The sequence below is a fragment of the Devosia sp. Root635 genome, from assembly GCF_001427605.1.
Lineage (GTDB): Bacteria > Pseudomonadota > Alphaproteobacteria > Rhizobiales > Devosiaceae > Devosia.
Window position 1 is genome coordinate 45275 of record NZ_LMGZ01000012.1, and the last position, 13335, is coordinate 58609.

General features: G+C 64.4%; 14 protein-coding genes. 10 read left to right on the plus strand and 4 right to left on the minus strand.

Translation table 11 applies throughout. The features are described 5' to 3' along the window. Positions 1–105 precede the first annotated feature (105 nt). The 8 genes from rpsA (at position 106) to trpA (ending at position 6836) form a co-directional block, all read left to right on the plus strand. A complete protein-coding gene (gene rpsA, locus ASD80_RS06890) occupies positions 106–1818 on the plus strand; it encodes a 30S ribosomal protein S1 (protein WP_082555119.1) in 1713 nt (570 codons plus the stop codon). Between the two features lie 78 nt (positions 1819–1896). Next, a complete protein-coding gene (locus ASD80_RS06895; protein ID WP_244488955.1) occupies positions 1897–2385 on the plus strand; it encodes a GNAT family N-acetyltransferase in 489 nt (162 codons plus the stop codon). A 58-nt stretch (positions 2386–2443) separates the two neighbouring features. Then, positions 2444–3388 (plus strand): signal peptide peptidase SppA, encoded by a 945-nt coding sequence (gene sppA / locus ASD80_RS06900; RefSeq protein ID WP_056230705.1) that lies wholly within the window; start codon positions 2444–2446, stop codon positions 3386–3388. Positions 3389–3426: 38 nt separating this feature from the next. Then, complete coding sequence (locus ASD80_RS06905) at positions 3427–3708, plus strand: integration host factor subunit beta (protein WP_035099264.1); 282 nt, start codon at positions 3427–3429, stop codon at positions 3706–3708. Between the two features lie 30 nt (positions 3709–3738). Further along, on the plus strand, positions 3739–4101 hold the full coding sequence (locus tag ASD80_RS06910; protein WP_056230707.1) for a lipopolysaccharide assembly protein LapA domain-containing protein: 363 nt from the start codon (positions 3739–3741) through the stop codon (positions 4099–4101). Between the two features lie 9 nt (positions 4102–4110). Continuing rightward, complete coding sequence (locus ASD80_RS06915) at positions 4111–4758, plus strand: phosphoribosylanthranilate isomerase (protein WP_056230709.1); 648 nt, start codon at positions 4111–4113, stop codon at positions 4756–4758. 42 nt (positions 4759–4800) lie between these two features. Then, positions 4801–6012: a tryptophan synthase subunit beta gene (gene trpB / locus ASD80_RS06920; RefSeq protein WP_056230710.1), complete on the plus strand. Its 1212-nt coding sequence runs from the start codon at positions 4801–4803 to the stop codon at positions 6010–6012. Between the two features lie 2 nt (positions 6013–6014). Further along, on the plus strand, positions 6015–6836 hold the full coding sequence (trpA, locus tag ASD80_RS06925) for a tryptophan synthase subunit alpha (RefSeq protein ID WP_056230712.1): 822 nt from the start codon (positions 6015–6017) through the stop codon (positions 6834–6836). A 70-nt stretch (positions 6837–6906) separates the two neighbouring features. Here the strand turns inward: trpA and ASD80_RS06930 are convergent, their stop codons facing one another. Next, positions 6907–7359: a hypothetical protein gene (locus tag ASD80_RS06930; protein WP_200950257.1), complete on the minus strand. Its 453-nt coding sequence runs from the start codon at positions 7357–7359 to the stop codon at positions 6907–6909. 374 nt (positions 7360–7733) lie between these two features. On the opposite strand from ASD80_RS06930, the gene ASD80_RS06935 reads away from it, so the two are divergent. Both ASD80_RS06935 and ASD80_RS06940 read left to right on the plus strand, forming a co-directional pair. After that, complete coding sequence (locus tag ASD80_RS06935) at positions 7734–8708, plus strand: acetyl-CoA carboxylase carboxyltransferase subunit beta (protein ID WP_056230713.1); 975 nt, start codon at positions 7734–7736, stop codon at positions 8706–8708. Between the two features lie 254 nt (positions 8709–8962). Then, entirely contained in the window at positions 8963–10258 is a 1296-nt protein-coding gene (locus ASD80_RS06940; protein ID WP_056230715.1) for a bifunctional folylpolyglutamate synthase/dihydrofolate synthase, read from the plus strand. A gap of 132 nt (positions 10259–10390) precedes the next feature. Here ASD80_RS06940 and ASD80_RS06945 read toward each other — a convergent pair whose 3' ends face one another. The 3 genes from ASD80_RS06945 to trxA (ASD80_RS06955) form a co-directional block, all read right to left on the minus strand. Next, the gene (locus ASD80_RS06945; protein WP_056230717.1) at positions 10391–12064 is read right to left on the minus strand and encodes a glycoside hydrolase family 3 protein; all 1674 of its coding nucleotides are present in this window, start codon (positions 12062–12064) and stop codon (positions 10391–10393) included. A 274-nt stretch (positions 12065–12338) separates the two neighbouring features. Then, positions 12339–12662 (minus strand): thioredoxin, encoded by a 324-nt coding sequence (trxA, locus tag ASD80_RS06950; RefSeq protein WP_056230718.1) that lies wholly within the window; start codon positions 12660–12662, stop codon positions 12339–12341. A 318-nt stretch (positions 12663–12980) separates the two neighbouring features. After that, entirely contained in the window at positions 12981–13304 is a 324-nt protein-coding gene (gene trxA / locus ASD80_RS06955; RefSeq protein ID WP_056230721.1) for a thioredoxin, read from the minus strand. Positions 13305–13335 lie beyond the last annotated feature (31 nt).

Sequence of the window (13335 nt, forward strand, 5' to 3'; positions counted from 1 at the left end):
CCGCAAATCAACTTTTCGATCGGGCGCTCGCGCGCCGGCATTTCCATTTGGGAATGGCGGGCTTTCGGTCTTCAACCCCAACAACCGGTGCAACGGAGAAGATATTTGGCACAGCAAACTGTGACGAAAGAAGATTTTGAAGCCCTCCTGATGGACAGCTTCGTCGACAACGAGCCTTTGGAAGGCGCCGTCGTCAAGGGCACGGTCGTCGCCATCGAAAAGGATCTGGCGATCATCGATGTCGGTCTCAAGACCGAAGGCCGCATCGCGCTCAAGGAATTCGGCCAGGCCGGCCGTGACGGCACCATCACCGTTGGCTCGGTGGTCGAGGTCTATGTCGACCGCGTCGAGAATGCTGCCGGCGAAGCCGTGCTCAGCCGCGAGAAGGCCCGCCGCGAAGAGAGCTGGGTCAAGCTCGAAGAAATGTACAACAACAATGAGCGCGTTGAAGGCACCATCTTCAACCAGGTCAAGGGTGGTTTCACCGTCGACCTCGAAGGCGCCATCGCCTTCCTGCCGCGTTCGCAGGTCGATATCCGCCCGATCCGCGATATCGCCCCGCTCATGAACGTGCCGCAGCCGTTCCAGATTCTGAAGATGGACAAGCGCCGCGGCAATATCGTCGTGTCGCGTCGTGCCATTCTCGAAGAATCGCGCGCCGAACAGCGTTCGGAAATCGTCCAGCAGCTCGAAGAGGGCCAGGTGGTCGACGGCGTGGTCAAGAACATCACCGATTACGGTGCGTTCGTCGACCTGGGCGGCATCGACGGCCTGCTGCATGTCACCGACATCGCATGGCGTCGCGTCAACCACCCGTCCGAAGTGCTGACGATCGGCGAGACCATCAAGGTCCAGATCGTCCGCATCAACCACGAGTCTCACCGTATTTCGCTCGGCATGAAGCAGCTTCAGGCCGATCCGTGGGATGGCATCGAAGCCAAGTATCCGATCGAGGCCAAGTTCACCGGCCGCGTCACCAACATCACCGACTACGGTGCTTTTGTTGAGCTGGAGCCGGGCATCGAAGGCCTGATCCACGTCTCGGAAATGAGCTGGACCAAGAAGAACGTCCACCCCGGCAAGATCGTCTCGACCTCCCAGGAAGTCGAAGTCGTCGTGCTGGAAGTGGACCCCGACAAGCGCCGCATCTCGCTCGGCCTCAAGCAGACCCTGGCCAATCCGTGGGAAAGCTTCGCCGAGAAGTTCCCGGTTGGCTCGGTCATCGAAGGCGAAGTCAAGAACAAGACCGAATTCGGCCTGTTCATCGGCCTCGACGGCGATGTGGACGGCATGGTTCACCTCTCCGACCTCGACTGGCAGAAGTCGGGCGAAATCGCCCTGGAAGACTACAACCGCGGTGACATGGTTTCGGCCAAGGTCCTCGACGTTGACGTCGAAAAGGAACGCATCAGCCTGGGCATCAAGCAGCTCGCGACCGGCGAAACCTCGTCCGACGCAGCCGCTGGTGGCGAAGCCGGCGGCATCCGCAAGGGCGCCGTGGTGACCGGCACGGTCATCGAAGTCAACGATGGGGGCATCGAAGTCCGCATCGCCGACAGCGACATGACCGCCTTCATCCGCCGCGCCGACCTCAGCCGCGACCGCAACGACCAGCGCCCGGAGCGTTTCTCCAAGGGCGAGAAGGTCGATGCGCGCGTCACCCAGTATGACCGCAAGACCAGCCGCATCCAGCTTTCCATCAAGGCGCTCGAAATCGCCGAGGAAAAGGAAGCCGTGGCCAATTACGGTTCGTCGGATTCGGGCGCTTCGCTCGGCGACATCCTGGGCGCTGCGCTCAAGGGTCGCGAAGAGAAGTAATTCTCTTTGCTTCAAACCATCGGGCCCGCGCTTCACAGCGCGGGCCTTTTGCTTTCTAAGAACAGCATGAGAAATGCAATGCACTGGCGGGCCATGACCACGCTCGACCTGCCGGCGATCGAAGCCATCGCGGCACTGGTACACCCGGCATTTCCCGAGGATATGGACGTATTCGTCGAGCGGCTCAGGCTCTATCCCGATGGCGCAAGGCTGCTGGAACTGGACGGGCTGCCCTCGGGCTACATCTTCTCCCATCCCTGGCGCTTTGGGGCGCTGCCGGCGCTCAATTCGCTGCTCGGCGTCCTGCCCGACCATGCCGATACCTATTACCTGCACGACCTGGCCTTGCTGCCGGCGGCGCGCGGCACCGGCGCGGCAGCGATGATCGTCGGCGATATCCTGCGCCATGCCCGGGCCGAAGGCTTCCCCAATGCCAGCCTCGTCGCCGTCAATGGCTCACTGCCCTTCTGGTACAAGCACGGCTTCCGCACCGTGCCGGCGCCCGAGCTGGCGGAGAAACTCGAGAGCTACGAAGACGCCGCGCGGCTGATGGTCAAGCGCTTCTGACTTGCCAAAGCGGCGCTGTGGGCCTACCCGACTGCACTGATTTCGCCCCGAGGCCCCGATGACCGAACAGCCCAGTCCCGACGCCCATGCCATCATCGCCGCCGAGACCTATCGCCGCTCGCGCGGGCTATGGCGGGTGCTGGCCTTCAGCGCGCTGGCCATTGCCATCGTGGTGGGGCTGGGACGCTTTGCCCTGCCGCAGAACCCGACAGGCAACTATGTGGCCAGGCTGGTGATCGACGGAACCATCACCACCGACCGGGCGCGACTGGCGACCATCGATGCGCTGGCCGAGGACGATGCCGTCAAGGCGGTGATCGTGGCCATCAATTCACCCGGTGGCACCACGGCCGGCGGCGAGGAGCTCTACGAGGCGCTGGGGCAATTGCGGGCGGCCAAGCCCACTGTGGCCGTCATCGGCGAGCTGGGCGCTTCGGCGGCCTATATGACCGCCATCGCCACCGATCGCATCTTTGCCCGGCGGCTGTCCATCGTCGCCTCGATCGGCGTGCTGTACCAGCATGTCAATGCCGGCAAGCTGCTGGAGACGGTGGGCGTCGATCTCGACAAGGTGGCGTCGGGTCCGCTCAAGGCCGAGCCCGATTTCGATGAGCCGATGGAAGGGGCGCCGCGCGCCTCCATCGCCGCGCTGGTCGATGACAGCTTCCAGTGGTTCGTCGATGTGGTGGCCGAGCGGCGCGGCCTGACCCGGCCGGCCACGCTGGCACTGGCCGATGGCCGCATCGTCACCGGAAGGGTGGGGGTCGAAAGCGGGCTGATCGACGCCATCGGCGGAGAAAAAGAGGCCATGGACTGGCTCGAAGCGGAGCGCGGCCTGGATGCCGACCTCGATATCCGCACCGTGTGGCCCGAGCCGCAGCAGGGGTTCGACCTGATCGGAACCTTCCTCAACGGACAGGCGCGCGCCGCGCTCGGCCTGCCCGATGGCCCCATCACGCTTGACGGGCTGGTTTCGCTTTGGCAGGTTGGCACCGCTTCCTGAACTAGAGGGAGGCGGCGGCCTGCCAACTGGAGCCCGGGATGATCAAGTCGGAACTCGTCGAGAAACTCGCGGCGGAAAATCCGCATCTGTTCCAGCGTGATATCGAAAACATCGTCAACGCCATCCTCGACGAGATCGGGGATGCCATGGCGCGGGGCGACCGGGTCGAGCTGCGCGGCTTCGGCGCGTTTTCGGTGAAAAACCGCCCGGCGCGTGTCGGCCGCAATCCACGGACCGGAGAGCAGGTCGATGTGGGCGAGAAATATGTGCCGCAATTCAAGGCCGGCAAGGAAATCCGCGAGCGGCTTAACCGCTCGTAACGGGCAACGCCCCATCGGACAGAGCCGCTCATGGTCAATAGAATCGTCGGTTGGGTGGTCCTTGTCCCGCTATGCCTGGGGCTGATCGTCTTCGCCCTCGCCAACCGGCATTTCGTCGTGGTCAATTTCAACCCCTTCGCCCCGGTCGAGACCAGCGTGGCGCCCGGCTATGGCGTGCCCATGTTCGTGGTGCTCTATGTCGTGCTGCTGGTGGGCGTGCTGCTGGGCGGCACCGCGACCTGGTTTGCCCAGGGGCGCCATCGCCGCCGGGAAAAACACTGGCGTCGCGAGGCGCATATGCTGCATGGCGAGCTGGAAACGCTGCGCCGCAATCACGGCCAGACGGGATCAGGTCCCCTGGCCGACGTCGATGACCTCCTGGAGCTGCGCTGAGCGACCCCGATGGCCGAACCCCTGATCATCAAGATTTGCGGCATAAAGACAACTGAACTGCTCGAAGCCACCATCGCGGCTGGAGCCGATATGGTTGGGTTCATGCATTTTCCGCGTTCGTCGCGCCATGTGAGCATCGAGGAGATCGCCACGCTGATCTCGGAAGCCCGCGGGCGGATCGAGACCTGCGTGGTGCTGGTCAATCCGGACAATAGCTGCGTGGCCGAAGTCGCCGCGCTCGGACCGGACTGGATCCAGCTCCATGGGCCCGAAACGCCGCATCGCGTCGCGGCCATTCGCGCCGAGGCGGGCGTCGAAATCATGAAGGCCCTGCCCATCGGCTCGGCCGAGGATGTGACCCATGTCGCCGATTTCCTCGATGTCGCCGACCGCATCCTGCTCGATGCCAAGCCGCCCAAGGGAGCCGACCGGCCGGGCGGGCTGGGCGACACCTTCGACTGGGCGCTGCTCAAGGCGCTTGACCCGTCCATCCCCTTCATGCTTTCCGGGGGGCTGACGCCGCAGACCGTGGCCGACGCCGTCAAGACCGTGCGCCCCTATGGGGTCGATGTGTCCTCCGGCGTCGAAACCGCGCCTGGCGTCAAGGACAAGAGGCTGATCGAGGCGTTCATCCGCAACGCCCGTTCCGCCGGCTAGCACAGGCACCGGGGCTCCCTCGGCGCATCGAGGGGTACCGAAATGGACGGCATCAATTCCCTGCGCAATGGCCCCGATGAAGAGGGTCGTTTCGGGCTCTATGGCGGGCGGTTCGTCGCCGAAACGCTGATGCCGCTGATCCTCGATCTCGAGGCGCATTACCGCGCTGCCAAGGTCGATCCGGACTATCTGAGCGAGATCAAGGACCTGGCGACGCACTATACCGGCCGCCCCAGCCCGCTCTATTTCGCCGAGCGGCTGACCAAGCATCTGGGCGGGGCCAAGGTGTGGCTCAAGCGCGAAGAACTCAACCATACCGGCAGCCACAAGATCAACAATTGCCTGGGCCAGATCCTGCTCGCCAAGCGCATGGGCAAGACGCGCATCATCGCCGAGACCGGCGCCGGCCAGCATGGCGTGGCGACGGCAACGGTCTGCGCCAAGTTCGACCTGCCCTGCACCATCTTCATGGGCGCCACCGATGTCGAGCGGCAGAAGCCCAATGTGTTGCGCATGAAAATGCTGGGCGCCGAAGTGCGCCCCGTCACCGCCGGGGCCGGCACGCTCAAGGACGCCATGAACGAGGCCCTGCGCGACTGGGTGACCAATGTGGACACCACCTATTACCTGATCGGCACCGCCGCGGGCCCGCATCCCTATCCGGAAATGGTGCGCGACTTCCAATCCGTGATCGGCACCGAGCTCAAGCAGCAGTTCCAGGAAGCCGAAGGCAGGCTGCCCGAGGCCGTGGTCGCCTGCGTGGGCGGCGGCTCCAATGCCATCGGCACCTTTTATGCCTTTCTCGACGACCCGTCAGTCAAGCTCTACGGCGCCGAGGCGGGCGGGCATGGCATCGACACCGAGAATGGTCATGCCGCCAGCATGACCGGCGGCCGCCCCGGCGTGCTGCATGGCAACCGCACCTATTTGCTGCAGGACAAGGACGGGCAAATCCTCGAAGGCCATTCCATCTCGGCGGGCCTCGACTATCCCGGCGTCGGCCCCGAACATGCGTTCCTGCATGACAGCAAGCGCGTCACCTATGCGCCGATCACCGACAAGGAAGCGCTCGACGCCTTCCAGTTGCTGACCCGCACCGAGGGCATCATCCCGGCGCTGGAATCGGCGCATGGCCTGGCGCAAGTGATGAAAGTCGCGCCGACCATGGGCAAGGACACTTCGATCGTACTGTGCCTTTCCGGGCGCGGCGACAAGGACGTTGAGAGCGTCGGCAATTATCTGGGGCTGCTATAGTCATGTCGCGTATCGAAAAGCGTTTCGCCGAATGCAAGGCCGCCGGGCGTCCGGCGCTCGTCACCTATGTCATGGCCGGCGACCCTGATCTCGCCACCAGCCAGGCCATCATGGAGGCCCTGCCACAGGCGGGGTCGGACATCATCGAATTCGGCATGCCGTTTTCCGATCCGATGGCCGATGGCGTGGCCATCCAGCTCGGCGGGCAGCGGGCGCTGGCCGGCGGCATGACCCTGCGCGGCGTGCTCGGCATGGTCGAGGATTTCCGCCGCAAGGACGAGACCACGCCCATCGTGTTGATGGGCTATTACAACCCCATCTACAGCTTCGGCGTCGACCGCTTCCTCCTGGCCGCCAAGGACGCGGGTGTCGACGGGCTCATCATCGTCGACCTGCCACCGGAGGAAGACGAGGAACTCTGCATCCCTGCCCTGGCGGCCGGGATCAATTTCATCCGCCTCACCACGCCAACCACCGACGACAGGCGCCTGCCGGCCGTGCTGAAGAACACTTCGGGCTTCGTCTACTACGTGTCGATGACGGGCATTACCGGGGCGGCGATCAAGTCGCGCGCCGCGGTGGGCGAGGCCGTGGCCCGCATCAAGAGCCATACCGACCTGCCGGTGGCCGTCGGCTTCGGCATCAAGACGGCAGAGGACGCCGCCGAGATCGGCAAGCATTCCGATGGCATCGTGGTTGGCACGGTGCTGGTCGATGCGGTGGCCAGGACATTGGTCGATGGCAAGGCCACCGACAAAACGGTCGCCGCCGTGCGCGACCTGGTGGCCGACATCTTCGCCGGCGTGAAGCGGGCCAGGGCCTGACGCATTGCCGGCCCCGCCCCAAAGGGACAGGGCCGGTGCTCCCTGACACGGTGAGGAGCGGGGGAGCCTGTTATTCCACAGTTGTCGCGGCCGGTGCCGTGGTCGATACCGCCCCCGCATCGGCCACTGGCGTCGTGGGCAATGTGCCGAGATCGACCTCCGCCAACTGGTCGGCGCAGAGCCGGGCAGCGCCATCAATGGGGTCTTCACGATCGGCCAGGGTTACCCAGCCGCCATCCTCGAGCACCCCACCGCGCCGATAGCTGCTTTCCTCGTTGAGCGCGGTGAGATTGACGCGGGCATCGGGCGCAGCCAGATAGCGCTTGAAGCAGATATCGGCGGCCAGTTCGGCGACGGCCTGTTGCGCGGCCTTGTCGGCGCGTTCCTGGGCCGAGCCGCCCGTGACCCAGCCGCCCCAGGTGAAACCTACGATCATGGTCGCAACGATGCAGCCGGCGCATGACCATAACAACGTCGCCTTGCCGGCTTTGAAGTCGCGGAATCGTTCAGATATCGAAGACATGATCGCCTCCCCCCTTTGCAGTTTTTCTGGGTTATGTGGTTCCCGGCGAGGCGGGACTATGGTGGAATGGTGGCACATTCCCGCCGGAAGTGCGACACGACCTGTAACTTGCAAGTATATTTCAGAAAGGACAGCCGAACTGTATTCATCCGATCTGTACAATTACAAAATTGTCATCGGATATAACGATGCGGTCGATGGACAACTCTTATTATCGTGTCGTTTCACGCGCACGATTGCGTGATCCATTCGCGCCTGAGTTGTTCACAGCCCCGCGCTTTGGCCAGCATCGCCTTTGCCCTGGACCCAACCCCCTGATAACATTCGCCACAATCGTCCCCTAAGTGACGCGCAGACGCTCGTGAGGCCTTGCCATGAACTGGATCGACAATTTCGTCCGCCCCAAAATCCGCTCGATGCTGGGCGCCAAGCCGGCCATCGCGGAAAACCTCTGGGTCAAGGATCCCGAGTCGGGCGAGATGGTGTTCTATCGCGATCTCGAAGCCAACCAGTGGGTGGTGCCCAATTCGGGCTATCACATGAAGATCAAGCCGGTGGACCGGCTCAAGACCTTCCTCGACAATGGCGACTATGAGCTGGTGCCGGTGCCATCGGTGGCGGTCGATCCGCTGAAGTTCCGCGACCAGAAGCGCTACCCTGATCGCCTCAAGGAAAACCGCGCCAAGACCGGGTTCGACGATTCCGTCATCGTCGCTACCGGCAAGCTCTTCGAGCGCGACATTACCGTCGCCATCCAGGATTTCGATTTCATGGGCGGCTCGCTCGGCATGGCAGCCGGACAGGGTATCATCACCGGTCTTGAAACTGCGGCCAATCGCAAGACGGCCTTCGTGCTGTTCGTCGCTTCGGGCGGCGCGCGCATGCAGGAGGGCGTCCTGAGCCTGATGCAGATGCCGCGCACCACCGTTGCCGTTTTGCGCCTGCGCGAGGCCGGCCTGCCCTTCTTCGTGGTGCTGACCAATCCGACCACGGGCGGCGTCACCGCTTCCTATGCCATGCTGGGCGATGTGCACCTGGCCGAGCCGGGCGCGCAGATCGGCTTTGCCGGCGCCCGCGTCATCGAGCAGACCATCCGCGAAAAGCTGCCCAAGGGCTTCCAGCGCTCGGAATATCTCTACGAGCACGGCATGGTGGACATGGTGGTGCACCGCCACAACCTGCGCTCGACCATCGGCTCGCTCTCGGCCATCCTGACCAAGACGGAGGCCTCGGGCGCATTGACCGACACGGCACCGGCGGTGGTGCGGACCAGCCTGCGCGACGCCGCGGTGGCGGCCGAAGGCGACGATGGCGACCTGCCGCCGGTCGCCGCCGCCCACGCGGAATAGCATTGCGGTATACACTTTTCTCTCCCTCCCCCTTGAGGGGAGGGTAGCGTCGCTCGGCCCGCAGGGCCGTAGCAGAGCTGGGGAGGGGGTAATCCTGTGGGCCACTGAGCGACCCCCACCCTCATTCCCTCCCCTCAAGGGGGAGGGAGGCGAAGGAATCGAGACCTCGCGATATGGGTCCGCCGCAGCCCGCCGCCCTTGCCGACCTGTCGCATCGGCGGTAACTCATCGGCCTCTCCAGCCGGACCTTTCCCATGTCCCGTACCGATGCCATTCTCAGGCGCCTTTCGGCGCTGCATCCCAAGCTGATCGATCTCAGCCTCGACCGCATCCTGCCGCTGCTGGCCGAGCTGGGGAATCCACACGAACACCTGCCCCCGGTGATCCATGTGGCCGGCACCAATGCCAAGGGGTCCACCATTGCCTATCTGCGGGCCTTCCTCGAAGCGGCGGGCCAGACGGTACATGTCTACAACTCCCCCCATCTGGTGCATTTCAACGAGCGCATCCGTCTCGCTGGCAGGCTGGTGGGCACGCGCCGGCTCAACGCGGCGCTGGAGCATGTCGAAAAGGTCAATGCCGGGCGGCCGATGACGTTTTTCGAGATCACCACGGCCACCGCTTTCCTGCTCTTCGCGGAGACGAAGGCCGATTACCTGCTGCTCGAAACCGGCATGGGCGGCACCTATGACACGACCAATGTCGTGGCCCACCCGCTGGGCGTCATCATCACGCCCATCGATCTCGATCATCAGGCCTTCCTCGGCAACACCATTGCCGAAATCGCGGTCAACAAGGCCGGCATCTTCAAGCGCGGCAGCAGGGCCGTCATCGGCCTGCAGCAGGACGAAGGTCGTGCCGTGCTCGACCGGGCGGCCCGGCGGCTGGGCATAGCGCCGATCTGGCAAGGCGAGGACTTCCACGGCAGCGCGCAGGATGGACGGCTGGTCTATCAGGACGAAGCGGGCCTGCTCGACCTGCCACCGCCGGGTCTGCTGGGCGCCCATCAGTTCGACAATGCAGCCCTGGCCATCGCGGCGGCGCATCATTTCGGTCTGCCGGTGGATGCCGAGGCGATAGCGCGTGGCTTGCGGCAGGTGCGCTGGCCGGCCCGCATGACCCCGTTGCAGAACGGGCCCCTGCGCAAGCTGCTCGGACCTGGCGCGGAACTCTGGCTCGACGGCATCCACAATGCCCATGGCGCGGCGGCCGTGGCCACGACCCTGCGCGAACTCGATCAGGCCCGTCCCGCCCCGCTGGTGCTGATCATGGGCCTGATGAATACTCGCGCGCCATCAGCCGTGCTGGCGCCGTTTGCCGGTATGGCGCAGCAGGTGCTGACCCTCACCATCCCCGGCGAGGCCAATGCGCACAAGGCGGCTTATATTGCCGAGGAGGCCCGCAAGGCGGGCTTCGAGGCGCGGCCGATGCGTTCGGTGACGGCGGCGCTCAAGGCCGCTGCGGTGGTGCCGAATGCGCGGGTGCTGATCTGCGGCTCGCTTTACCTGGCGGGTGCCGTATTGGCGCAGAACAAGACGCCACCGGACTGAGTGGCACGCCCTCGTGGTTCGAGGCGCTGAAGAAGCGCACCTCACCATGAGGGCTACTTTTAGCCCGGTGCTCCAGTAGCCCTCATGGTGAGGTGCGAGCCCTTCGCGAGCCTCGAACCACGAGGGCGTGCCTCAATACTTCCCCTGCTCACTCCCCACGAACGGGTCTACGGGGCTTACCCCGGCAAACGGCGCCCGGCCCAGGATACAGTCCACCACCGCTTCCTGCATGGCCTCACTCGAGCCATAGGCGTTGACATAGGCCGGCACACGCGGGGCGTCATGGAGATAGTAGGGATAGCCGAAAGAAATCATCAGCGTCGGTACGTCGTGCCACAGCCGGCTCATGGCGCCGAACACCGAGCCGGTGAGCTTGGTCCAGTCGAGGAAGATGCGGCTGCGGGTCAGCAGGGTTTCCTCGGCGAAAAGATAGAGCACGAGGTCAAAATTCTTCGGGTTCACATCCATACCTGACGCGAAGACGGTGACCTCGAAGCCCTCCTTTTCCAGCCGCTCGGGCAGGCTGAGCGGCAGGGGATGGGGCACGAAGGGCAGGATGACGCCGCCGGAATAGACCAGCACGCGCTTGTGCCTGGCCGGCGACAGCGGCAACAGGTTCCTCACGTCCTTGACCAGGGTCGGCACCCGCGCTGTCACCGCCTGCGCCACGGCGCGGTTTTCTTCGGTCGCCACCACTCTGTGCGCCGTGTCGAGATTGGGCTCGGGGCGGTCCGCCTTGTGCAGGCCGAGAGCCGCCTTGAGCGCCAGCACGCGGGTCACCGCCTCATCGACGCGCTCCTGGCTCAGGCGGCCATCGGCCACGGCCTTGACCAGCCGCATCAGGTCGCCATTCGGATCGTCGGAAAACAGGATCACGTCGCAGCCGGAAATGATGACTTCGGGCAAAACCTCGTCGCGCGGCCCCCAGTCGCCCATGCCGGCCATGGGCGTGGCGTCCGAGACGATGAGGCCGTTAAAGCCCAGTTCGCGCCGCAGCAGGTCCTCGTTGAGCACCTTGCTCAGCGAGGCGGGCCGGAAGGCTTCGGCGCCGGCATCGGGATCGAGCGCCAGCACGAAGGCCGGCAGCGCGATATGGGCGGACATGACGCTCATGACGCCGGCCTCGATGGCCTTGCGGTAAAGCTGGCCGAAGCTCGCCTCCCATTCGGGCATGGACAATGGATTGACCGTGGTCACCAGGTGCTGGTCGCGGTCGTCATAGCCCTCGCCGGGCCAGTGCTTGACCGTGGCGGCGACGCCATTGGCCTGGAAGGCCGCGATCTGCGCCAGAGCGTGGCGCTCGACCTTGGCGATGTCGCTGCCATAGGAGCGCGTGCCGACAATGGCGCTGCGCCAGGCCTGGTTGATGTCGATGACCGGGGTAAAGCTCCAGTTGAGCCCGACGGCATGGGCCTCGCGCGCCATGATGGCGGAGATGGCCGTGGTGGCTTCCACATCGTCGACGGCGGCCAGCCCCAGCGGGTTGGGAACCGAGGTGCCGAAGGGCAGGCTCATGCGGCTGCCTTCGAGATCGGCGCTGATCAGCAGCGGCACCGCGCTCAGCGTGCCCAGATTGCGGGCCAGGCCGATCTCGGCGGCGAGGTCGGGCGAATAGATGCGGGTAATGCCGCCCGGCTTGAAGCCGCGGACGGTTTCAGCCACTTCGGCGGGGCTGCCGCGTTCCAGCAATACGAAGAGCTGGGCCAGTTTATCGCGCGGGGTAAAACCATCGCGAGTGGCACCCACCCAGGCAATCGCCTCGTCATCGAGGTTGAACGGAGCGGCGGAAAGGTCGATCGGGGCCAATTGGGCATCCTTCGGTAGTCTTCTTATGCCCCTTTTCTAGCAGGTGATTGGGGTAAAAGCAGCTATGCACGATCCCGCCTCGTCCACGGAGTCCCCTTCTCCCCTCGTGGGAGAAGGTGCCCGAAGGGCGGATGAGGGGGCGCCGGGCCATTCGCAAACATTGAAGCATAGGATGACGCAGTACCCCTCACCCGCAATTTCCTCTGAACGAGGAAATTGCCCCCCTTTCCCACAAGGGGCGAGGGGGAGCGCCACTCTCTGGACTGGATCCTGCTCAGGCCGCGTGCATTTCCAGCCACTTGATCAGCTGCACGCGCGACTGGCCGGCGCCGACCTTGAGGTCGATGGGCTCGCCATTCTTGAACACGATCAGCGTCGGCATGGCGCGGACATTGTATTGCGTGGTGATGCCCGGATTGGCATCGACATCGAGCTTGACGATCTTGACGCTGTCGGCGAGCGTTTCGGCCAGTTCGTCGATGGTCGGGCTCATCGCCTTGCAGGGCGGGCACCATTCGGCCCAGAAATCCACCAGCACCGGGCGGTCCGACGCCAGCACTTCAGTTGCGAAATTGGCATCGGTCACGTGCAGGGCCATCGGCTATCTCCATCGGTATCGGGCGATGGAGCCTAGAGAGAGTCGGTGGACTTGGGAAGGCATACAAGATGTGGTGGGTAGGGGATGGCTAGAAAGTCATGCTCCGGCGCATCTCGCGCGCGATACGGCCCCGCCCCACGCTCGATACCGCCCTCGGACTTGATCCGAGGGCCACTCTCAACTCGGCACAAGCGGCCAATGGTCCTCGGGTCGAGCCCGAGGACGGTACGGTGAGTGGGAAACGCGCCGTGCCCACCCCCAAACAAAAACACCGCCGGGCTGCCCCAGCGGTGCTTTCCTATTCTTCAGGCCCGGTGATCAGGCGGCGTGGCCTTCGAGCCACTTGGTCAGGCCCGCCTTGGGGGTGCCGGCGCCGATCTTCATGTCGGCGGCTTCACCGCCCTTGAACAGGATCATGGTCGGGATGGAGCGGACGCCATACTGGCTGGCAATGCCCGGATTGTCGTCGACATTGAGCTTGACGATCTTGACCTTGCCGGCCAGCTCGGTCGAGAGCTCATCGAGCACGGGGGCGATCGCCCGGCAGGGCCCGCACCACTCGGCCCAGAAATCCACGAGGACGGGCTCTTTGGAGTTAAGGACTTCCTCGCCGAAATTGGCGTCGGAAACGTGAGTAGTCATGGGTTTATTGCCTTCTGGGTTAAAGCGGCGG

Coding starts and splice junctions, on each gene's coding strand:
- ASD80_RS06895 (WP_244488955.1), top strand. CDS start 1,897: ATGCACTGGCGGGCCATGACCACGCTCGACCTGCCGGCGATCGAAGCC.
- sppA (WP_056230705.1), top strand. CDS start 2,444: ATGACCGAACAGCCCAGTCCCGACGCCCATGCCATCATCGCCGCCGAG.
- ASD80_RS06905 (WP_035099264.1), top strand. CDS start 3,427: ATGATCAAGTCGGAACTCGTCGAGAAACTCGCGGCGGAAAATCCGCAT.
- ASD80_RS06910 (WP_056230707.1), top strand. CDS start 3,739: ATGGTCAATAGAATCGTCGGTTGGGTGGTCCTTGTCCCGCTATGCCTG.
- ASD80_RS06915 (WP_056230709.1), top strand. CDS start 4,111: ATGGCCGAACCCCTGATCATCAAGATTTGCGGCATAAAGACAACTGAA.
- trpB (WP_056230710.1), top strand. CDS start 4,801: ATGGACGGCATCAATTCCCTGCGCAATGGCCCCGATGAAGAGGGTCGT.
- trpA (WP_056230712.1), top strand. CDS start 6,015: ATGTCGCGTATCGAAAAGCGTTTCGCCGAATGCAAGGCCGCCGGGCGT.
- ASD80_RS06930 (WP_200950257.1), bottom strand. CDS start 7,359: ATGTCTTCGATATCTGAACGATTCCGCGACTTCAAAGCCGGCAAGGCG.
- ASD80_RS06935 (WP_056230713.1), top strand. CDS start 7,734: ATGAACTGGATCGACAATTTCGTCCGCCCCAAAATCCGCTCGATGCTG.
- ASD80_RS06940 (WP_056230715.1), top strand. CDS start 8,963: ATGTCCCGTACCGATGCCATTCTCAGGCGCCTTTCGGCGCTGCATCCC.
- trxA (WP_056230718.1), bottom strand. CDS start 12,662: ATGGCCCTGCACGTGACCGATGCCAATTTCGCAACTGAAGTGCTGGCG.
- trxA (WP_056230721.1), bottom strand. CDS start 13,304: ATGACTACTCACGTTTCCGACGCCAATTTCGGCGAGGAAGTCCTTAAC.